General features: G+C 72.0%; 18 protein-coding genes and 1 pseudogene. 7 read left to right on the top strand and 12 right to left on the bottom strand.

The window, feature by feature from the left end; genetic code table 11:
* Positions 1-32: 32 nt before the first annotated feature.
* A complete protein-coding gene (wrbA, locus tag ACIBCU_RS15250; protein ID WP_362927140.1) occupies positions 33-656 on the top strand; it encodes an NAD(P)H:quinone oxidoreductase in 624 nt (207 codons plus the stop codon).
* Between the two features lie 11 nt (positions 657-667).
* On the top strand, positions 668-2,092 hold the full coding sequence (locus ACIBCU_RS15255; RefSeq protein WP_362927141.1) for a glutamate decarboxylase: 1,425 nt from the start codon (positions 668-670) through the stop codon (positions 2,090-2,092).
* Positions 2,093-2,094: 2 nt separating this feature from the next.
* On the opposite strand, the gene ACIBCU_RS15260 is transcribed toward ACIBCU_RS15255, so the two are convergent.
* The 5 genes from ACIBCU_RS15260 to ACIBCU_RS15280 all read right to left on the bottom strand — a co-directional run bounded on the left by ACIBCU_RS15260 (position 2,095) and on the right by ACIBCU_RS15280 (position 7,081).
* Positions 2,095-2,901, bottom strand: coding sequence for an ABC transporter permease (locus ACIBCU_RS15260; RefSeq protein WP_399231756.1), 807 nt, complete (start codon positions 2,899-2,901; stop codon positions 2,095-2,097).
* Positions 2,898-3,860, bottom strand: coding sequence for an ATP-binding cassette domain-containing protein (locus ACIBCU_RS15265; RefSeq protein ID WP_399231758.1), 963 nt, complete (start codon positions 3,858-3,860; stop codon positions 2,898-2,900). The genes ACIBCU_RS15260 and ACIBCU_RS15265 overlap by 4 nt, the downstream gene beginning before the upstream one ends.
* Positions 3,861-3,945: 85 nt before the next feature.
* The gene (locus ACIBCU_RS15270) at positions 3,946-4,587 is read right to left on the bottom strand and encodes a PadR family transcriptional regulator (RefSeq protein WP_362927144.1); all 642 of its coding nucleotides are present in this window, start codon (positions 4,585-4,587) and stop codon (positions 3,946-3,948) included.
* Positions 4,588-4,684: 97 nt separating this feature from the next.
* Positions 4,685-6,142 carry an aldehyde dehydrogenase family protein gene (locus ACIBCU_RS15275; protein ID WP_362927145.1) on the bottom strand — a complete coding sequence of 486 codons (1,458 nt, stop codon included), beginning with the start codon at positions 6,140-6,142 and terminating at the stop codon, positions 4,685-4,687.
* Between the two features lie 54 nt (positions 6,143-6,196).
* Positions 6,197-7,081, bottom strand: coding sequence for a helix-turn-helix transcriptional regulator (locus ACIBCU_RS15280; RefSeq protein WP_362927146.1), 885 nt, complete (start codon positions 7,079-7,081; stop codon positions 6,197-6,199).
* 317 nt (positions 7,082-7,398) lie between these two features.
* Here ACIBCU_RS15280 and ACIBCU_RS15285 point away from each other — a divergent pair, with 317 nt between their 5' ends.
* Positions 7,399-7,959: an ATP-binding protein gene (locus ACIBCU_RS15285; RefSeq protein WP_399231761.1), complete on the top strand. Its 561-nt coding sequence runs from the start codon at positions 7,399-7,401 to the stop codon at positions 7,957-7,959.
* Positions 7,960-8,059: 100 nt separating this feature from the next.
* Here ACIBCU_RS15285 and ACIBCU_RS15290 read toward each other — a convergent pair whose 3' ends face one another.
* A complete protein-coding gene (locus tag ACIBCU_RS15290) occupies positions 8,060-8,302 on the bottom strand; it encodes a DUF397 domain-containing protein (RefSeq protein WP_033296523.1) in 243 nt (80 codons plus the stop codon).
* Positions 8,303-8,578: 276 nt separating this feature from the next.
* On the opposite strand from ACIBCU_RS15290, the gene ACIBCU_RS15295 reads away from it, so the two are divergent.
* The gene (locus tag ACIBCU_RS15295; protein ID WP_399231762.1) at positions 8,579-9,061 is read left to right on the top strand and encodes a hypothetical protein; all 483 of its coding nucleotides are present in this window, start codon (positions 8,579-8,581) and stop codon (positions 9,059-9,061) included.
* Between the two features lie 7 nt (positions 9,062-9,068).
* On the opposite strand, the gene ACIBCU_RS15300 is transcribed toward ACIBCU_RS15295, so the two are convergent.
* Genes ACIBCU_RS15300 through ACIBCU_RS15310 form a run of 3 tightly spaced genes read right to left on the bottom strand, consistent with a single transcriptional unit; the run spans position 9,069 to position 13,348 of the window.
* On the bottom strand, positions 9,069-11,150 hold the full coding sequence (locus ACIBCU_RS15300; protein ID WP_399231764.1) for an FUSC family protein: 2,082 nt from the start codon (positions 11,148-11,150) through the stop codon (positions 9,069-9,071).
* Positions 11,151-11,203: 53 nt separating this feature from the next.
* On the bottom strand, positions 11,204-12,379 hold the full coding sequence (locus ACIBCU_RS15305) for a DUF2786 domain-containing protein (protein WP_362927149.1): 1,176 nt from the start codon (positions 12,377-12,379) through the stop codon (positions 11,204-11,206).
* Between the two features lie 39 nt (positions 12,380-12,418).
* A complete protein-coding gene (locus ACIBCU_RS15310) occupies positions 12,419-13,348 on the bottom strand; it encodes an NADP-dependent oxidoreductase (protein WP_362927150.1) in 930 nt (309 codons plus the stop codon).
* Positions 13,349-13,479: 131 nt separating this feature from the next.
* Between ACIBCU_RS15310 and ACIBCU_RS15315 the strand changes: the two genes are divergently transcribed.
* Positions 13,480-15,186 carry a bifunctional 3'-5' exonuclease/DNA polymerase gene (locus ACIBCU_RS15315; protein ID WP_362927151.1) on the top strand — a complete coding sequence of 569 codons (1,707 nt, stop codon included), beginning with the start codon at positions 13,480-13,482 and terminating at the stop codon, positions 15,184-15,186.
* Between the two features lie 101 nt (positions 15,187-15,287).
* Here ACIBCU_RS15315 and ACIBCU_RS15320 read toward each other — a convergent pair.
* A pseudogene (locus tag ACIBCU_RS15320) lies at positions 15,288-15,526 on the bottom strand (carbohydrate-binding protein); the annotation flags it as partial.
* Positions 15,527-15,825: 299 nt separating this feature from the next.
* Between ACIBCU_RS15320 and ACIBCU_RS15325 the strand changes: the two are divergent.
* Positions 15,826-16,875 carry a DUF2804 domain-containing protein gene (locus tag ACIBCU_RS15325; protein WP_362927152.1) on the top strand — a complete coding sequence of 350 codons (1,050 nt, stop codon included), beginning with the start codon at positions 15,826-15,828 and terminating at the stop codon, positions 16,873-16,875.
* Between the two features lie 43 nt (positions 16,876-16,918).
* Complete coding sequence (locus ACIBCU_RS15330) at positions 16,919-17,599, top strand: phosphotransferase (RefSeq protein WP_362927153.1); 681 nt, start codon at positions 16,919-16,921, stop codon at positions 17,597-17,599.
* A gap of 40 nt (positions 17,600-17,639) precedes the next feature.
* Here ACIBCU_RS15330 and ACIBCU_RS15335 read toward each other — a convergent pair whose 3' ends face one another.
* Together ACIBCU_RS15335 and ACIBCU_RS15340 are read right to left on the bottom strand one after the other, a co-directional pair.
* On the bottom strand, positions 17,640-18,284 hold the full coding sequence (locus tag ACIBCU_RS15335) for a response regulator transcription factor (protein ID WP_362927154.1): 645 nt from the start codon (positions 18,282-18,284) through the stop codon (positions 17,640-17,642).
* A gap of 7 nt (positions 18,285-18,291) precedes the next feature.
* Positions 18,292-19,581 (bottom strand): sensor domain-containing protein, encoded by a 1,290-nt coding sequence (locus ACIBCU_RS15340; protein WP_362927155.1) that lies wholly within the window; start codon positions 19,579-19,581, stop codon positions 18,292-18,294.
* Between the last annotated feature and the right edge of the window lie 2 nt (positions 19,582-19,583).

Raw genomic sequence — 19,583 nt, forward strand, 5'->3', positions numbered from 1 at the left:
GCTCCCTCTCCCCCCTCTCCCGGAGGCCCCGTATGCCCACGCCCGTCAATGTCGCAGTCGTCTACTACTCCTCCACCGGCACCGTCTCCACGATCGCCAAGGCCGTCGCGCAGGACGCCGAGAACGCCGGCGCACAGGTACGGCTGCGCAAGGCGGCCGAGCTGGCCCCCCAGGCGGCCATCAACTCCAACCCGGTCTGGGCCGAGCACGCGAAGGCGACCGCCGGAATCGCCGAGGTCTCGCCGGACGACATGATCTGGGCGGACGCGGTGATCTTCGGTACACCCACCAGGTACGGCAATGTCACCGCCCAGCTCAAGCAGTTCCTCGACACGCTGGGCGGCCTCTGGCAGGCGGGGAAGCTGGCCGACAAGGTCTACAGCGGTTTCACCGCCAGCAGCACCACGCACGGCGGCCAGGAGTCCACCCTGCTGGCGCTGTACAACACCGTCTGCCACTTCGGCGGCATCCTGGTCCCGCCCGGCTACACGGACGCCACGAAATTCGTGGACGGCAATCCGTACGGCACCTCCCATGTCTCGGGACAGGGCGACATCCCGGTCGCCGAGCAGACCCTGACCGCCGCGCGGGTCCAGGCCGAGCGCGTCGTGAAATTCACCCGGGCCATCAAGGCCGGACTCGCGGCCGAGAACTGAGGAGTCCTTCCATGCCACTCCACAAGGGTTCGCACGGCGGGGCCGCTCCGTCCGACGAGCACCGCAGACTCGCCCTCAACCCGTTCTTCGGAGAGGCCGACCCGACCGCTCCGATGGTCGCGGCGCCTCCGACGCACCGCCTCCCGGAGGGCCCGCTGCCGCCTTCGACGGCCTACCGGCTCGTCCACGACGAGCTGATGCTCGACGGGAACTCCCGGCTCAATCTCGCGACCTTCGTCACCACCTGGATGGAGCCCCAGGCCGGTGTGCTGATGGGCGAGTGCCGGGACAAGAACATGATCGACAAGGACGAGTACCCGCGCACCGCCGAGCTGGAGCGGCGATGCGTGGCGATGCTCGCCGACCTCTGGAACGCCCCCGACCCGGCGGCCACGGTGGGCTGCTCGACCACGGGCTCCAGCGAGGCCTGCATGCTGGCGGGGATGGCGCTGAAGCGCCGCTGGTCCGCCAGGAACTCCGACCGCTATCCGGCGTCCGCCCGGCCCAATCTGGTGATGGGCGTCAATGTGCAGGTCTGCTGGGATAAGTTCTGCACGTTCTGGGAGGTGGAGCCCCGCCAGGTCCCGATGGACGGCGAACGCTTCCACCTGGACCCGCAGGCGGCCGCCGAGCTGTGCGACGAGAACACCATCGGCGTGGTCGGGATCCTCGGCTCCACCTTCGACGGTTCGTACGAGCCGATCGCGGAGCTGTGCGCGGCGCTGGACGACCTCCAGGAGCGCACCGGACTCGACATCCCGGTCCATGTGGACGGGGCGTCCGGGGCGATGGTGGCGCCGTTCCTCGACCCGGACCTGGTGTGGGACTTCCGGCTCCCCAGGGTGGCCTCGATCAACACCTCGGGGCACAAGTACGGCCTGGTCTACCCGGGCGTGGGCTGGGCCCTGTGGCGTTCACCGTCCGAGCTGCCCGAGGAGCTGGTCTTCCGGGTCAACTACCTGGGCGGCGACATGCCGACCTTCGCGCTGAACTTCTCCCGGCCCGGCGCGCAGGTGGTCGCGCAGTACTACACGTTCCTGCGGCTGGGCCGGGAGGGTTACCGGGCCGTTCAGCAGGCGTCCCGGGACATCGCGGGACGGCTCGCCGGTGAGTTCGAGTCCCTGGACGACTTCCGGCTTCTGACCCGGGGCGACGAACTCCCGGTGTTCGCCGTGACGACGAAGCCCGAAGTGAAGGCGTACGACGTCTTCGACGTGTCCAGGCGGCTGCGGGAGCGCGGCTGGCTGGTGCCCGCCTACACCTTCCCCGCCAACCGCCAGGACCTCTCCGTGCTGCGTGTGGTCTGCCGCAACGGCTTCTCCTCGGACCTCGCGGAACTGCTGCTGGAAGACCTGCGCGGGCTCCTGCCCGAACTGCGCGCCCAGCCGCACCCGTTGAACCGTAACCCGGGAGTGCAGACCGCTTTTCACCACTAGGGTCAGCGGCTGAGCCGCGCGAACCTTCTCACCGCCAGGGGGAAGAACACCGCGATCAGCGCCACCGGCCAGAGCACCGCGAGGAGTTCGGCGTGTTCGGCGGCCCAGGAGCCGGACGCGCCGCCCGGGTTGCCGAACAGGCCGCGCACCGCTGTCGCCGTGGCCGACATCGGGTTCCACTCGACGGCCGCGCCCAGCCAGCCCGGCATCGACTCCGGCGAGGCGAAGACGTTGGAGAGGAAGCCCACCGGCCAGACCAGGATCTGCACGGCCTGCACCATCTCCGGCCTGCCCGCCACCATCGCGAGCTGGATGCCGATCCACAGCATCGCGAACCGGAGCAGGAGCAGCAGCCCCAGCGCGGCCAGCGCGGCGGCCGTGCCGTTGTGCCAGCGCCAGCCGAGGGCGTACCCGACTCCGGTCATCACGGCGAGCGCGGCCACCGACTGGAGCATGTCGGCGGCGCTCCGCCCGACCAGGACCGCGCCCGAGACCATCGGCATGGAACGGAACCGGTCGATGACGCCCTTGTTCAGGTCCTGGGTGACCGCCAGCATCGTGCCTTCCAGGCCGAAGGCCATGGTGAGCGCGAGCATGCCGGGCACCAGGAATTCGGTGTTGTCCCCGTCGACCCCGCTCCCGCCGCCGACCAGGTAGTTGAACATCAGGAGCAGCATCACCGGGAAGACAAGACCGACGACCATCTGTACCGGCTGCCGCGCCCAGTGCGCCAGTTCGCGCCGTGTCATCGTCCAGGAGTCGGCCAGCGCCCAGCCGATGCGTCCCGGTCCCGCCGTCGCCGTACTCATGCGGCCACCTCCGTGTCCATGGGTGCGTGGGCCTCGCCGCCGGCGCCGGTGAGGGAGAGGAAGACCTCGTCCAGCGTGGGACGGCGCACCGCGATGTCCTCCGCCTCGATGCCCGCCTCCTCAAGCGCCCGCACGGTCCGGGCCAGGGCCCGCATGCGGTCCGGGGCGGGTGCGCGGAGCCGCCGCCGGTCCTCGTCGACGGTCACCCCCTCGCCGAGCAGCGCGGCCGCCTCGGCCAGCCGGTCCGCACCGCGCACGACGACGTCGATGCGGTCACCGCCGACCATCGCCTTCAGCCGGTCGGCCGTGCCCTCCGCGATGACCCTGCCGTCGTCGATCACCGAGATCCGGTCGGCCAGCTGGTCCGCCTCCTCCAGGTACTGCGTGGTCAGCAGGACGGTGGTGCCGCCGACGGTCAGCGACCGCACGGCGCTCCACACCTCGGCTCGTCCCCGCGGGTCGAGACCGGTCGTCGGCTCGTCCAGGAAGAGCACCTCCGGGTCGGTGATCAGGGACGCGGCCAGGTCGAGGCGGCGCCGCATGCCGCCGCTGTACTGCTTGACCGCCTTGCGCCCGGTGTCCGCGAGCCCGAACCGCTCCAGCAGTTCGTCGGCACGCAGGCCGGCCCGGCGGGCGCCCAGGTGGTAGAGCCGGCCGAACATCTCCAGGTTCTGCCGGCCGCCGAGCTCCTCGTCGACCGCCGCGTGCTGGCCGAGCAGCCCGATCCGCCGCCTGACCTCGGCCGCGTCGGACCGCACGTCGAACCCCGCCACCTCCGCCCGGCCCTCGTCGTGGCGCAGCAGGGTCGTCAGCACACGTACGGCTGTGGTCTTGCCCGCCCCGTTGGGGCCGAGCACCCCGTGGACCGTTCCGCGGCGGACGGCGAGGTCGAGGCCGTCCAGGGCGCGCTTGACTCCATACCGTTTGTGCACTCCTTCGACGACGATCGCGTCGCTCACGGTGCCCACCACCCCTCCACTCCATGTAGTCAAACTTGACTAGCAAGGCGAAGGTAAACCCGCCGAAGCGATTCGTCAAACTTGATCAGTGGCGATCCCCGGGGTCTGCGACACCTGTTGCGAAGGGATTCTCCTGCCCTTTCGCGAGCACTCCGACGAAGGGTTCGCCCTCACCCGCGAAGGTGTACGCCCCTGCCTCGATCCGTGCGATCAGGCCACGGGTCCACTCGGCCCCCGCGTCCGCCGAGTGCACCCACATGTTCATGATCTCGCCGATGTGCCCGAGCGACTCCGGGCCGCCCTCCGGCGTGTAGTGCTCCGTGACCGAGGCCCGCCAGCCCTCGATGGCAGCGACACGCTCCCGCAGGAGCGCCACCGCCTCGGCCCGCTCCAGGTCGACGATGAAGCCGATGCCGGCGGAGAGCACGTCCACGCTCTGGTCGTACGAGGTCAGCGAGGACCGCAGCAGGGTGAAGAACTCCTGGGTGCCGCGGCCGGTGATCTCGTACTCGGTGCGGGGCGGGCCGCCGGCCGTGGACGGGGCGACCTCGTGGGCGAGGAGCAGTCCCTGCTTCGCCATCTGCTTGAGTGCGTGGTAGATCGACCCGGGCTTGGCGTTGGACCACTCGTGGGCGCCCCAGTACTCCAGGTCGTTGCGCACCTGATAGCCGTGCGCGCGGCCGTGCTGGCGCACGGCACCCAGGACCAGGAGACGGATCGCCGACATACCACCCACCCTTTGTAGTCAACTTTGACCAGGGTAGCCCGCCTTTTCGGGCCCATCAGGTCGGGCCCTGTCCTCGGTCGGCGCGTCGGAGAGGGGGTCAGAAGGGGAAGACCGTTCGCCCGTGCTGCACCGAGATCCACTTCCGGGTGGTGAACGCCTCCACGGCGGCCTCGCCGTTCAGCCGTCCCATGCCGGACCGCTTCTCGCCCCCGAACGCGACCGCAGGATCGTCCTGCACGGTCGCGCCGTTCACATGGAACATCCCGCCCCTGATGCGCCGGGCGAACCGCACCCCGCGCTCCGCGTCCGCCGTGTGGACGGCGCCGCTCAGCCCGTAGGGGCTGTCGTTGACGATGCGGACGGCGTCGTCCTCGCCGTCGAACGGCACCAGGAGCGCCACGGGCCCGAAGATCTCTTGCTCCAGCAGCGGCGATCCCTCCGGCAGGCCGGTCAGCACGGTCGGCTCGACGAGGTTGCCGCGTGTGCGGCCCCGCACGAGGGCGGTGGCACCGGCCTCGATCGCCCCGTCGACCAGTGCGGTGAGCGCCTCGGCCTGGAACGCGTCGACGACCGGCCCGATACGGGTGCCGGGGTCGCGTGGATCCCCTGAGACGAGGGCGGACACCGCGGCGGTGAACCGCCCGGTGAACTCCTCCTCCACGGACCGGTCCACCAGGATGCGGTTGGCGGCCATGCTGACCTGGCCCTGGAACAGGAAGCGGCTGTAGACGGCTGCCCGGACCGCGTGGTCGAGGTCGGCGTCCTCCAGCACGACCAGGGCGCTGTTGCCGCTCAGTTCGAGGATGGTCCGCTTGAACAGCCCGGCGGCCACGGCGGCGACATGACGGCCGACCCGGTCCGAACCGCTGAACGAGATCACCTTGGGCACGGGGTGCTGGATGAAGGAGTCGCCGATCTCGGCGCTGTCGGTGATCAGGACGTTGAGGAGGCCCGGGGGCAACCCCGCGTCCTCGAAGATCCGGGCGACCAGGCTCCCGCCGGCGATCGGGGCGTTCTGATGGGGCTTCACCACGACCGCGTTGCCGAGTGCGAGCGCGGGGGCGACGGTCTTCATCGTCACCAGGAAAGGGAAATTGAACGCACTGATCACACCGATGACCCCGACGGGCAGCCGGTAGACGCGGTTCTCCTTGCCGTCGGCGACCGAGGGCAGCAGCTGCGCCGACGGACGCATCGTCTGTCCCGCCGCCTCGCGCAGGAACTCCTGAGCGGTCCGCACCTCGAATTCGGCCCTCGCCCGGGTGCCACCGAGCTCATCGATGATCAGCGCGGTGATTTCGTCGCAGCGCTCCCCGACGAGCCGCACGGCGTTCTCCAGAACCGTCCGCCGCGCATAAGAACCGGCCACCGCCCATTCCCGCTGCGCGCGTTCGGCGGCCCGGTAGGCAAGGTCGACTTCCGCTGCGGTGGCCACCGTGACGGAGCAGAGTTTCTCGCCGTTGTAAGGATTGAAATCAATGATGTCCCACGCACCGTTGCCGGTCAGCCACTCGCCGTCGATGTACTGGCGTGCCAGTTCACTGGGGAAGGACATGCAATCCCTTACTGCAGGCGCAGACTCCTGTCGGTCACTCATCGTACTGGCGAATCACGTCAGTTGAAGGAGTCCCCGGAGAAGATCCCGGCTCTCCTCCGGGCCCGGACTGTCCTCATGAAGCCGGACCATGGCCTTTTCGTACTGGGCGACTTCTTCGGCCTTGTCCAGATAGAGCGCACTTGTCAGCTGCTCCAGATAGACGATGTCCGACAGATCGGATTCCGGAAAACGCAGCATCGTGAATGCCCCACTCTCACCGGCATGACCGCCGAAGCTGAAGGGCATCACCTGGAGAGTGATATTCGGCTGCTCCGACATATCGATCAGATGCCGCAATTGCGCACGCATCACCTCGCGCCCGCCGTACGGACGACGCAGGGCCGCCTCGTCGAGCACGGCGTGGAAGCGCGGGGCACTCTCGGAGACCAGCGCCTTCTGCCGCGCCAGGCGCAGCGCGACCCTGCGGTCGATCTCGGCGGCCGGGGCACGGGGCATGCCGCGCGCGACGACGGCATGGGCGTACTCCTCGGTCTGCAACAGCCCGTGGACGAACTGGACTTCGTAGATCCGGATGAGCGAGGCCGCCCCTTCCAGTCCGATATACGTCTGGAACCAGCCGGGCAGCACATCGCCGTAACTGTGCCACCAGCCCGCCACATTGGCCTCACGGGCCAGACCGAGGAGCGAGTCCCGCTCCGCCTCGTCCGTGACTCCGTACAGCGTGAGCAGGTCCTCGACGTCCCTGGCCTTGAAGCTCACCCGTCCCAACTCCATGCGGCTGATCTTCGATTCGGAGGCACGGATGGAGTAGCCGGCCGCCTCACGGGTGATGCCCCGCGACTCGCGCAGGCGCCTGAGCTGTGAGCCCAGGAGGATGCGCCGCACCACAGAACCACTCGACTCGCCTGCCGACACCGGCTTCCCAGCCCTCCCCATCGCTTCCCGTACTTCGGGGTCCCCCCGAACCCCGGAGGCGGATTCTGCCACCAAAACGCTTCACCCCGTACTCATTCGATTACAGAAATGGCAAGACTTTCCGAAAGCTTCAAAACTGTGAAGCGGAAGAAATAACTCGAACCGGCACGCTACCGGGCAGACCGCGCGCGTGCACGTGCATCTGCCCTTGCATCTGCCGTGCGCATTCGGAACCATGGTCCCCGCGCACCTGCGTGCTCGTTCGTGTTGTGCCGCTGTACCCGCAGTGCCCGCCAGAAGCAGTGCCGCTACAGCCGCGAATCCCGGGAGTGCCTCGCATGGGGACGAATGGATCGACGATGCTCGAGCCGTTACGGCAGGGGCTTCCGCCCATCGACCCCTCGGCGGTCGCGGGCTCGGCCTCCTGCACGCTTCCGGCTCGGTACGAAGCGGTGGGCGGTGCACGGAGGTTCACCCGTACGACGCTGAACTCCTGGGACCTGGGCGACCGCTTCGACGATGTCGCCCTGGTCGTGTCCGAGCTGGTCACCAACGCGCTGCGGCACGCCCTTCCGGCCGATACGGCGCGGGAGCGGCAGGACTCCTCCGTACGGCTGCATCTGATGCGCTGGTCCTCGCGCCTGGTGTGCGCGGTGCGCGATCCCAGCGAGAAGGGGCCGGTCGCGGGCGAGGCGCCGGATTCGGCCGAGTCCGGCCGGGGCCTGTTCCTCGTCGAGTCGTTCAGCGACTGCTGGGGCTGGCACCCCTCGCCCGTGCCGGCCGGCGACACTCCGCCCGACGGAAGGTTCGGGAAGGTGGTCTGGGCCCTGTTCCGGCTGACGGACCACACGACGACGGAGCGCCCCGTCCCGGTCGACGCGTTCCCCGACAGCCTGTAGTTACGGCGCCGCCCGGGGGCATACCGGCGTGCGCCCGGGCGGCGGCTCGCGGGGTTCCCCGATCGCGCCGCCGTACGCCCGGCCGCAGCGTTCCGTGCGCTCAGCCGCCCGCGGCCAGGTGGTCGAACTCCCCGTCCTTGACGCCCAGCAGCAGCGCCTCGATCTCCGCCGGCGTATAGACCAGCGCGGGCCCGTCGGGGTGACGCGAGTTCCGCATCGCCACATTTCCGCCGGGCAGTTTCGCGAACTCCACGCATGATCCCTGGGAGTTGCTGTGTCTGCTCTTCTGCCAGACGACCCCGCGAAGCTCTGTGGCCGCCATGCCGTTGTACACGTGGTGCACAGGACGCTCCCCGAGTTGCAAGGTGCAAGTGTCAACTAGCTCGGATCATAGCTGTGTTCATATGCCAATGCATGAGCAGATGCACGTGCACGCCGGGTGCGCGCGCGATTACAGTTTCACCCCCATCCGTCCGGCCGTCTGTTCACCCGTTCCCCACCTCTATGAGGAACAGACGAACGGCACGCCAATTCGGCTCCCACTTACCCGAGTTGTTCTCTTCACCCCTGGTAGCTTGGCGCGTCTTTCGGCAGTGAATCCACAAGGGGGAACTCACATATGGACAGGTTTCCGCGCTCCGTCGCTCTTGCTGCCGGTCTCGTCGTCGTGTTCGCCGTGAACGCCTGCGGCAGTGACGATCCCGCCGGTGACAAGGCCCCGGACACCGGATCGAGCTCCGAGCAGGCCGCGTCCTCTGGAACCGGCAGCGAGGAGGGCGGCTCCGGGGGTGCGGACGCCGCGGCGCTGGAGGGCACCTGGACGGGCACGGCCGACGGCGGGCCCGTCACGCTGTCGGTCGCCTCGGGCAAGGCGGCTCTCTCGGCCGGGCGGCACGTCTGCCAGGGCGAGGTGAAGGACATGGGCGAGGTGATGCTCGCGTTGAAGTGCCTCGACGGGAACACCGGCCGCACGATGGGGTCCGTCGAGTCCAACGACGGCAAGAAGCTCGTCATCTCCTGGGACACCGGGGCCGAGGACACCCTGTCCAGGACCGACCTCTCCGCGCTGCCCACGGGCCTGCCGGAGATCCCCGCTCCCTGACGCCGCCTCAGGCCCGCCCGCTGCCGATCTCCAGTGCCCGTGAGAAGTCCTCCAGGGCACGGAGCAGCAGGGTGGCCCCGTTCCGCACGAAGGAGTCGGGCGGCGGCCCCTCGGCGGCGTCGCGGCGCGCCAGCGCCTCCCTGACCGGAGCCCAGTCCGGGACGCGGCGTTCCCGCACCGCCTTCGCGCCCTCCTCGGTGGCCCGGCGCAGCGCGTCGGCCAGCCCGGCGGCCTCGGGTACGGGGGTGGCGGAGGCGGCGGGCAGGTGAGCCTCCATGAGCATCGCGACGCGGCCGAACTGGGCGAGCGCGTCCTGGGCGTCCGCAGCCGAGGTGCGGGAGATGCCCCGGTGGCGTACGGGTTCGTGCTGGGCCGTCTCCAGCGCCTCCTGCCAGGCGACGCGGGCCTCCCGGGTGGTGAGGAGGGTGGTGCGCACCTCCTCCAGGGTCCTGGACGCGGGATCGGCGTACCGGTCGAGGACCGTCGCCGCGTAACGCCCGTCCGTGATCACCCAGGTGGCGAGCCGGTCGCGCAGCCGCGGGGTCTCCCAGGCCGGGTAGATGGCGTACGACACCATCGCGAGCAGACCGCCCAGGAGGGTCAGCACGACCCGCTCCGGCACCGTCTGGGACCAGTCGTCGCCCGCCATCCCGAGCAGGAAGACGACGTAGGCGGAGGCACAGACCTGGCCGACCGCGTATCCGGTGCGCATCAGCAGGTACATCAGCGCGGCGCAGAGGACGGCGAGCACGGCGGAGAGCTCCGCGTTCGGGTGCGCGACCTGCACGATGCCGGTGGCGACGGCGACGCCGAGCACCGTGCCCATGAAACGGCCCACGGACCGCGAGTACGTATGGGTGAACTCCGGGCGCATCACCATCACGGCGGTCATGGGCGCCCAGTAACCGTGTCCGAACGGCAGCGCCAGCCCGATGAGGTAGCCCGCCGCGGTCACCACCGAGACCCGTTCCGCGTGGCGCAGGATCGTCGAACCCCGGCGCAGTTCGCGGCGCATGGAGAGGAGGACGACGGGGACCAGCTTCAGCAGAGTGGGCCGGCGGCGGTGCGAGACGAGCGGCTCCCCGGGCGTCCTGTCGTCCGTGCCGGTCCCCTCGGCGATCTCGATGACGTCGGCGAGCAGCGAGGTGAGCCGGTCGGCGGCCCTGTGGGGCGGGCCGGTGAGGATCACCTCGGTGTCGGGGGACTTCAGCACCGAGAGCGCCGTCTCGTCCAGCCGCACCGGGTCGCCTGTGCGTACCGCCCGTGCGGCGGAGTCGAGCAGGGATCCGGCGGCGCCGAGGATCTCCCGCGCCCAGTAGCGTTCGGGGCCCTCGGCCGGCACTCCCAGGGCGGGGTCCGCAAGCGAGGCGAGGACCGGCCGCAGCCGTTCGGCGACGCCGCGCGCGCCGTGCAGGTCGGCGGGACGGCGCCGGGCCTGGCGAGGGGTGACGGCGGCGGCGTTGCGCGCGGTCATCAGCGGCACGGGGTCGAAGGGCGCCACCGGGTCGTGCCGCAGCCTGCGGGCGTAGTCGGCCTCACCCTCCAGGGCGTCGGCGAGCGCGTCGCGCTGGGCTCCCCACCTGCGGACCGGGAACAGCACGATCAGCGCCGCCTGGACGAGCCCCCCGAACGCCATCATCGCCGCGTGGGCGGCGGCGTCGGCGACAGAGGTGGGCAGGGTGATCGTGACCAGCATGATCGCGACGTTGGAGCCCGCGATGATGCCGCCCGTCGGGCCCGCCGCCCAGGCCAGCCCGGAGCTGAACGTCCAGAGGAGCAGCAGGGCCAGGAACAGCAGGGTGTGGGAGACGGTGACGTAGCCGACGAACGTCGACACGGCCAGACTGGCTCCGGAGACCAGCGCGAGCACGGGCCGCGGGCGCCAGCTCCGCTGGAAGGTGGCGATGGCCGCCTGGTAGGCGCCGAACGCGGAGCCGGCGGCGATCACCGGGCCGAAGAGCACCAGGCTCACCCCGACGACGAGCGCGAGGCCCGCGGCGCCACGCAACGCGATGAGCGGTTCGAGGCGCCGCCGCTCGATCGTCAGCCCCGAGCGGGCGGTCTCCTTCAGCGCCCGGAGCCAGCTCATGGACCGAGCCTAGCCGGATGACGGACAACCCCGACTTATGCCGCTCCGCCGACCTAACGGCGGATTTCCGGCCCTCCTCCGCCCATCCGGGCCCGGTCGGCCGCGGCCGTGCCGTGGTTCCAGCCCTCCGCGTCGGTCGCCCCGCGCAGCCGGGTCGTGGTGGTCCTCGGGAACATCTGCTCCGCCGTGTCGGTCACGGCGACGTCCCGGGCCGCCAGGACCGGCAGCAGGGCACCGGCGTCACCGTCGCGGCCTTCCGCGCCGGCCTCCGAGCCGGCCGCGGCGGTGACCCGCTCGGTGTCCGCCGCGAGCCGGCTGCCCAGGCGCTGGGCGTACGCCATCAGGAAGGACTGCCGGAAGGTCTTGGTCCGCTTGCGCCCGCCGGCCCGCTGTCCGGCCTCCGCCTTCGTCATCGCCGCGGTGCCCTGCACCAGCAGAGAGGTGAAGAGCAGTTCCACCGCCTCCAGGTCCGGCTCGAAGCCCACGACCGTGGTGAAGCCGAGGTCGCTGTTCCAGACGGCACGGCAGCGGTTCGCCGAGGCGACGGAGTCGAGCAGGACGGCCTTGGCGCTCTCGTACGGGGCGTCGACCCCGATCCGGACGGCCCCCGGGGTGTCGGCACTGTGCGTACGCGCGGCGAGGAGCGCCTCGTCGATGCTGTGCCGGGCCATCAGCTCCTGCGCCTTGGTGGTGAGCGCCTCGGCCTCCTCCGGGAAGCCGGTCGCCTCCGCCTTGGCGAGCAGCGCCCGGATCCTGGTGAGCATGCGCGGTTCACCGTGCGCCGGCGGCCGGTGCGGAGCGTCGGCGGCCGTGCCGGGCACCGGCCCGACCGGCTCGACGACGGGGAGCCGCAGCAGCAGGCGGTACAGCTCCAGGAGCGCGGAGGCGTACGTGAAGCGGTCGGGCCGGTTGCGCGGCGCCGGGGCGGGCATGGCGGCGAGCTGGTCCGCCCAGCGCGGGGGCAGCCGGGCGTAGCCCGCCGTCTCCCCCGTGATCAGTGCGGAGGCGAGCGCGGCGCCGTCCTCGTCCAGCTCGCGGCGGACGGTCCGTACGACATCGGCGGGCTGCCAGCCGCGCGTCCAGGCGCGCCGCACGAACTCCTGGCCACGCCGGTGCAGCTCCTCGTCGGCGGACGGGTTTGCGGCGAGGAGGGAGGCGCCGGTGTCCAGGCCCGCGTCGCCGTCCGAATACAGGGCCGCGGCACACGCCCGGTCGATCACCGATTCCATCGTGCCAGCGTAAGGGCTGTCTCTCGGGCGGCCGGGCGCTCAGTGTCCCCCGGGAAGCAGGACGAGCTTTCCCCGCACGTGTCCGGCCTCGCTCAGTTCCTGGGCCCGCGCCGCATCACCGAGCGCGAAGGTCTGCTCGACGGGGACCCGCAGAGCGCCCACCGCCGCCGCCTCCGCGTACTCCGCGAGCCGCCTGCCCTCGTCGGGACCGCTCCCGCCGCCCGCCGAGAAGGCCACCCCGTAGTGGGCCGCGTCCGGGTCGGCGATGGTGGCGACCCGGTCGGCCGTACCGCCGCGCAGCTCGACCGAGTCCGCAAGCGCGCCCCTGCCCGCCACGTCGAACACGGCGTCCACACCCTGCGGCGCGGCCTCCCGTACCCGGCCCACCAGCCCTTGCCCGTACGCCACCGGGACCGCGCCGAGCACCCGCAGATAGTCGTGGTTGGCCGGTGAGGCGGTCCCGATGACAGTGGCACCCCGGGCGGCGGCCATCTGGACGGCGGCGGAACCGACCGCACCGGACGCCCCGTGCACCAGCAGGGTCTCGCCCGCGGCCACCGCGAGCTCGTCGAGCACCCGGGCGGCGGTCGCGGTCGCCACGGGCAGTGCCGCAGCCTCCGCCCAGCCCAGCCCCTCGGGCTTGGGCGCGACGGATCCCACGTCGGCCAGGACGTACTCCGCGTACGCGCCGGTCGTGCTCCGGCCGAGGACCTCGTCGCCGACCGTGAACTCCGTGACACCGTCGCCGGTCTCGTCGACGACTCCGGCGAACTCGCTGCCGGGTGTGGCGGGCAGCGGGGTGGGGAACGCGGCCTCCATCCAGCCGTTGCGGATCTTGTGGTCGATCGGATTGACCCCGGCGGCCCTGACCGCCACCCGGATCTGCCCGGGTCCGGCGTGGACGTCCTCGACCCGGGCCGGACGCAGGACCTCGGGCCCGCCGAACTCCTCGTACACGATCGCTTCCATCACCGTCTCCTCCGCCGCCTGCCGTGGTCCCGGTGCGCGCCGCGCGCACCTCACTCCGATCCTCGCGGCAGTCGGGCCCGCCCGCCCGGTGAGCCGGACCCGCTGTCAGTGCCGGGTGCAAGACTCGGCCCATGACCGAACGTTGGGCTCTGGCCACCGCGGAAGGGGGCGGCGCACTCCTCGCGCCGCTGACGCGCGAGGGCCTGCCCGCCGGTCCCGTCCTGGCCGAGCCCGACCTCGCCGAGTCCGTCCGCTCCCGGCCCGAGGTGGCCCGCTGGGTCTGGCGCTCGACCGCGGGGATCTACCCCCGGCTGCTCGCCGCGGGCGTGCGGGTCGATCGCTGCTACGACATCGAGTGCGCCGAGCTGCTGCTGCTCGGCCACGAGGGACGGCTCGGGGAGCCCCGCTCCGCGGCGGCGGCCTGGGCCCGGCTGCGCCGTGCGCCGGTGCCGCCCGATCCGCCGCCCCGCTCGGCGGAGCCTGGCTCCCAGTCCTCCCTCTTCGAGCCGCGCTCCGGCACCGATCTGCCCTTCGAAGCGCTGCTCGAGGTCTACGCCGAGCAGCTGCGCCGTCATGAGGCGACGGAGCACCCCGGCAGGATGCGGCTGCTCACGGCCGCCGAATCCGCGGGCATGCTGGTCGCCGCCGAGATGAACAGATCCGGGCTCCCCTGGCGCGCCGATGTGCACCGAGAGGTGCTGGACGACCTGCTCGGCGAGCGCTACGCGGGCGGCGGCGAGCCCCGGAGACTGGCCGAGGCCGCGGAGGAGGTGTCGGCCGCCTTCGGCAGACGGGTGCGGCCCGACCTGCCGGCCGATGTCGTGAAGGCGTTCGCGCAGGCCGGGATCAAGGTCAGGTCGACCCGGCGGTGGGAGCTGGAGGAGCTCGACCACCCGGCGGTGGAGCCGCTGATCCGCTACAAGAAGCTGTACCGCGTCTGGACGGCCCACGGCTGGAGCTGGCTCCAGGACTGGGTGCGCGAGGGCCGCTTCCGCCCCGAGTACCAGCCGGGAGGCACGGTCAGCGGGCGCTGGACGACCAACGGCGGCGGGGCGCTGCAGATCCCCAAGGTGATACGCCAGGCGGTCGTCGCCGACGAGGGCTGGCGGCTGGTGGTGGCGGACGCCGACCAGATGGAGCCCCGGGTGCTGGCCGCGATCTCCCGCGACCGGGGGCTGATGGAGGTGGCCGGACACGAGGGCGACCTCTACAAGGCCCTGTCCGACCGGGCGTTCCACGGCGACCGCGACCACGCCAAGATCGCGCTGCTGGGCGCGATCTACGGGCAGACCTCGGGCGACGGCCTGAAGAACCTGGCGGCGCTGCGGCGGCGGTTCCCGCACGCCGTCGCCTACGTCGACGACGCGGCGAAGGCCGGCGAGGACGGCCGCCTCGTCCGCACCTGGCTGGGACGCACGAGCCCGCCCGCCGCCGGGGCGGGAGAGGACGGGGAGGCCGGCATCCCGCAGGAGAGCGAGGAGCCGCCGGCCGGGGAGAGCACCGGCACATACGGCTTCACCCCGGGCTATGCCTCGCCGAACGCCCGGGCACGGGGCCGCTTCACCCGCAACTTCGTGGTGCAGGGAAGCGCGGCGGACTGGGCACTGCTGCTCCTTGCGGCGCTCCGGCAGAGGCTCACCGCCGCGGGGATGCGGGCGGAGCTGGTGTTCTTCCAGCACGACGAGGTGATCGTGCACTGCCCCGCCGGGGAGGCGCCCGCGGTGGTGGAGGCGATCCGCGAGGCCGGGGAGCTGGCGGGCCGCGTCACGTTCGGGGAGACACCGGTGCGGTTCCCGTTCAGCACGGCGGTCGTCGAGCGCTATTCGGACGCGAAGTAGCGGCGTCGACGGCGACACCTGTGAAGGGCCGCCCCGGACGGCGACGGCCGGAAGCCCGGGCCGGGGACGGAGTCCCGGTCCGGGCCGCTGCCGCGTGTCCACCCGCGCTCCCACAGCGCGGGGACCAGCGCCGGTTCCCATCCGTCGATGGCCGAGTATGCCTGCAGACAGCGGAAGGAGACGCCGTCGGGGGTCACCCGGTCACCGGCCCGGTAGGAGGTTCCCGCCGTCCAGGTGCCGCCCGGCGCGGACCGGTCGGCGGGTCGGTGGGCGGATCGGTCGGGTCCGGCTGCTGGGCGGCATCGAGCACGAAGCCGACGGTGCCCTGCCGCCCGGACCCCGCGCCGGCCCGGTCGGCCGGGGCGACACCGGTCAGACCGGCGAGGGCGAGCGCGCCCACCGCCACGGCGGCGGCTCCTGCGGCGAACGCGCGTCTGCGGAGCACGGTCGTCTCCACGTCACTCTCCTTGTGTGCGGGGGGCGTCGGGCTCCGGGGCAGCGGAACCCGGGTGGCGAACTGCCGAAAAAGTAGCCGCGCGCGGGCCCTGGACAGGAGATCCCGTCCGCCCCCTACCACCGCGTCTGGGGCGCGCCGGAGCCGTGCCGGGGCAGGGCGTCGCACCGCTATAGGCTCCGGCCATGGCGACGCACGAGCACGAGATCACCGAGCCCGTCGACCTCTGTCTGTCCGACGGCGGCCTGAACCCGGCGGCGGTCGGCTGGTCCAGGAAGCCGCTGCACCGGGCCAATCTGCGGGGCTGGGGCAGGACGAAGCGGTGGGAGTACTGGTGCGTGACCACGCCCACCCATCTGGTGGCCCTGACCGTGAGCGACCTCGACTTCCTGGCGCTGAACACGCTCTACGTGCTGGAATTCGGCCCCGGAGGGCGCGAGTTCGAGTGCTCCTCGATCGTCCCCGCCGGCCGGGGCGTCCACCTCCCCGACACCGTCGCCGGGGCCCCGGGCTCCGAGGACGTGGTCGTCGGCCCCGCCCGCCCGACCGGCGGCAAGGTGCGCATCGAGATCCGTGACGAGAACGCCGGCACGAGGCTCCGGGCCCGCTGTCTGACCCCGGAGCGGCTGCCGCTGGAGGTCGGCCTCCTGGTGTCGCGGCCGGAAGGACACGAGTCTCTCTCCGTGGTCGTGCCGTGGAGCGCACAGCGCTTCCAGTACACCTCCAAGCACACCGCGCTCCCCGCCTCCGGCCGGGTGCGGATCGGCAACGATCTCCTGAGGTTCGGCGGGGAGGACACCTGGGCCGTCCTGGACCACGGCCGCGGGCGCTGGCCGCGTACGGTCGACTGGAACTGGGGCGCCGCGTCCGGCCGTACGGACGGGCACACGGTCGGCCTCCAGTTCGGCGGACGCTGGACGGAAGGCACCGGCTCCACCGAGAACGGCCTCTGTGTGGACGGCCGGCTCACCAAGATCGGCGAGGAGCTGGACTGGCAGTGGTCCGTCTCCGACCCACTGGCCCCCTGGACCCTCCGTGCGCCCTCGTCCGGCCAGGTGGACCTGACGTTCACCCCGTTCCACAACCGGGCCGTGCACACGGACGTCGGTCTGATCGCCAACCGCACCGACCAGCGTTTCGGGCACTACAACGGCAGGATCCGTACCGACGACGGGGCCGAGATCGCCGTGGAGCAGCTGCTGGGCTGGGCCGAGGACGTTCACATGCGCTGGTGACTCCCCCTCCCCCGGGCGCGACGGCGCGGGTAGGTTTCCCCTCATGCATATAGGCCCACTCCTGGGCTCGGGACGCACCGCCGACGTGTACGCACTCGACGGCCCCTGGGTCCTGCGCCGCTACCGCGACGGCATCGACGCCACCGGTGAACTGGCCGTGATGTCGTACCTCTCGGCCTCGGGCTACCCCGTCCCCCGCATCGGTCCGCCGGCCGAGGAGGCGCATCCCGCGGATCTGGTGATGCAACGGCTGACCGGGCCGACGCTGGCCGAGGCGCTCGTGACGGGCGCCGTCACCGAGGGCGAGGGCGCGGAGCTGCTGGCGCGGCTCCTGCGGGAGCTGCACGCGATCCCTCCACGGCTCTCCCAGGACCCCGAGGACCGGATCCTCCACCTGGACCTGCACCCGGAGAACGTCGTCATGACCCCCGACGGCGCCATGGTGATCGACTGGCTGACGGCCGGCGAGGGGCCGCCCGCCCTGGACCGGGCCATGACATCGGTGATCCTGGCCCAGGTCGCCCTCGATCCGTCGTTCCCTGCCGGCGCTCGGCTCCGGGAACTGCTGGCGGCGCTGCTCTCCCTGTTCGCGGACGACGGCGGTCTGCCCGCCGACGCCCTCGCCCGCGCCACCGCCCTGCGCGCGGCGGACCCGCAGCTCACCGCGCAGGAGACGGCGGTGCTGGACGAGGCGGCGGAGCTGGTCGCCTCACTGGCGGGCTGACGGCGCTCCTGCCGGCAGCCCACCGGCGTCCGGGAGCGGGTCACTTCCGCAGGTAGGCCAGCACCGCGAGGACCCGGCGGTTCGTCGCGTCGGTCAGGGACAGGTCCAGCTTGGTGAGGATCGAGCCGAAGTGCTTGCTGACCGTGCCCTCACTGACCGTCAGCGCCTCGGCCACCGAGGCGTTCGACCGGCCCTCCGCCATCAGGGCCAGCACCTCCCGCTCCCGCGCGGTCAGCCGCGACAACGGGTCACGCCGGTGCCTCAGGAGCTGACGCACCACTTCCGGGTCGACGACCGTCCCGCCCTCGGCGACCCGCTGGAGCGCGTCGACGAACTCCTCCACCTTTCCGACACGTTCCTTGAGGAGGTAGCCCACCCCCTCGCCGTCGCAGGAGTCGAGCAACTCCTCGGCGTAGGCCCGCTGGACGTACTGGCTGAGGACCAGAACGGGCAGCCGGGGCCGGGTCTCCCGCAGGGCCACGGCGGCGCGGAGGCCCTCGTCGGAGAAGCCGGGCGGCATCCGCACATCCGTCACCACGATGTCCGGGCCGTGTTCGGCGACGGCCGCGGTGAGTTCGCCGGCGGTGCCGACCGATGCCACCACCTGGTGGCCGAACCTCTCCAGCAGGCCGACGAGGCCCTCCCTCAGGAGCACACTGTCCTCGGCCAGCACGATGCGCAGCATCCAACCCTCATTCGACCAGGTGAGCAGGGGCCCGGGGGACGTCCAGCCGGAGCACCGTCGGCCCCCCGGCCGGGCTGGACAGTAGCAGCCGTCCGTCCAGCACGGAGAGCCGGTCGGCGACCCCCTGGAGCCCGGTCCCTCCGGTGGTCGCCGCGCCTCCGGCCCCGTCGTCCCGCACCTCGACGGTCAGCCGCTCGCCGTCGTCCCGGCCCGTCACCCACGCCCGGTCCGCCCCGCTGTGCTTGGCCACGTTGGCCAGCGCCTCGCAGAGGGCGAAGTACACGGCGGTCTCCACCGGCTGGGGCAGCCGATCGGGTATGTCGAGGTCCACATCGACGGGTACGGCCGAGCGGTCGGCGACGTCCTCGACCGCCGCGGCCAGCCCCCGGTCGGTGAGGACCTGGGGGTGGATGCCCCGGATGAGTTCCCTGATCTCCACCAGGGCTTCCCCCGCTTCCTCGTGCGCCTTGGCCAGCAGTCCGCCCAGCGGTTCGGCCGGGCTCTCCAGCCTGGCCAGTCCGAGCGTCATCGAGAGGGCGACGAGCCGCTGCTGCGCCCCGTCGTGCAGATCGCGCTCGATCCGGCGGCGCTCCGCCTCGAAGGCGTCCACCAGCCGCATCCGGGAGCGGCCCAGCTCCTCGATGCGGGCGTCGAGCCCGTCGGCCGCCGAGGACAGCAGCGCCCGGGTCAGTGCCGCGCGCGCCACCGCCGCCCACCCGAGCGGATAGGCCAGGAACGGCAGCAGAACCAGCCCGAGCAGGGCAAGCGCGAAAGCCTGCGGGTACGAGTCGGCCAGATAGAGCTTCAGTACGCGCACCTCCTCGCCGCCGGTGACCGCCGCCATGACGACCGGCGTCGCCAGCAGCCCGCCGCAGACCGCCAGTACGCCCCCGACGAGCAGGCCCTCCAGCGGCCAGAGCACCCCGGCGAACAGCAGCGCGTACCCGAACTCCCGCCAGGTGGCCCGCTCCCGGAGCCGCGTACGGAGCCATGCCGGCAGACCGGCGCGCGCCGGCGCTCGGTGCGGATCACCGAGGGGGACGGGGTCGATCAGCCGTAGCCTGCGGCGTTCGGCCGCGGCCACCGGGATGCCGATGAGGGCGAGCGTCAGCAGCAGCGGCAGGCCGATGAGCACCAGGGTCAGGGCGCCGCCCACCACGGCCAGCAGCAGGACGGACACGAGGAGGGCCAGCCCCGCCGGGACGCTGCTCAGCAGGTAGAGCGCCGCGCGCCACGGCCAGGCGCCGAGGAGATAACGGCGCCGCACGAGGGCCTGCCGGAGGGTGAGTGAGCTCATGG

The organism is Streptomyces sp. NPDC051064 (assembly GCF_044455985.1).
Classification (GTDB): Bacteria; Actinomycetota; Actinomycetes; order Streptomycetales; family Streptomycetaceae; genus Streptomyces.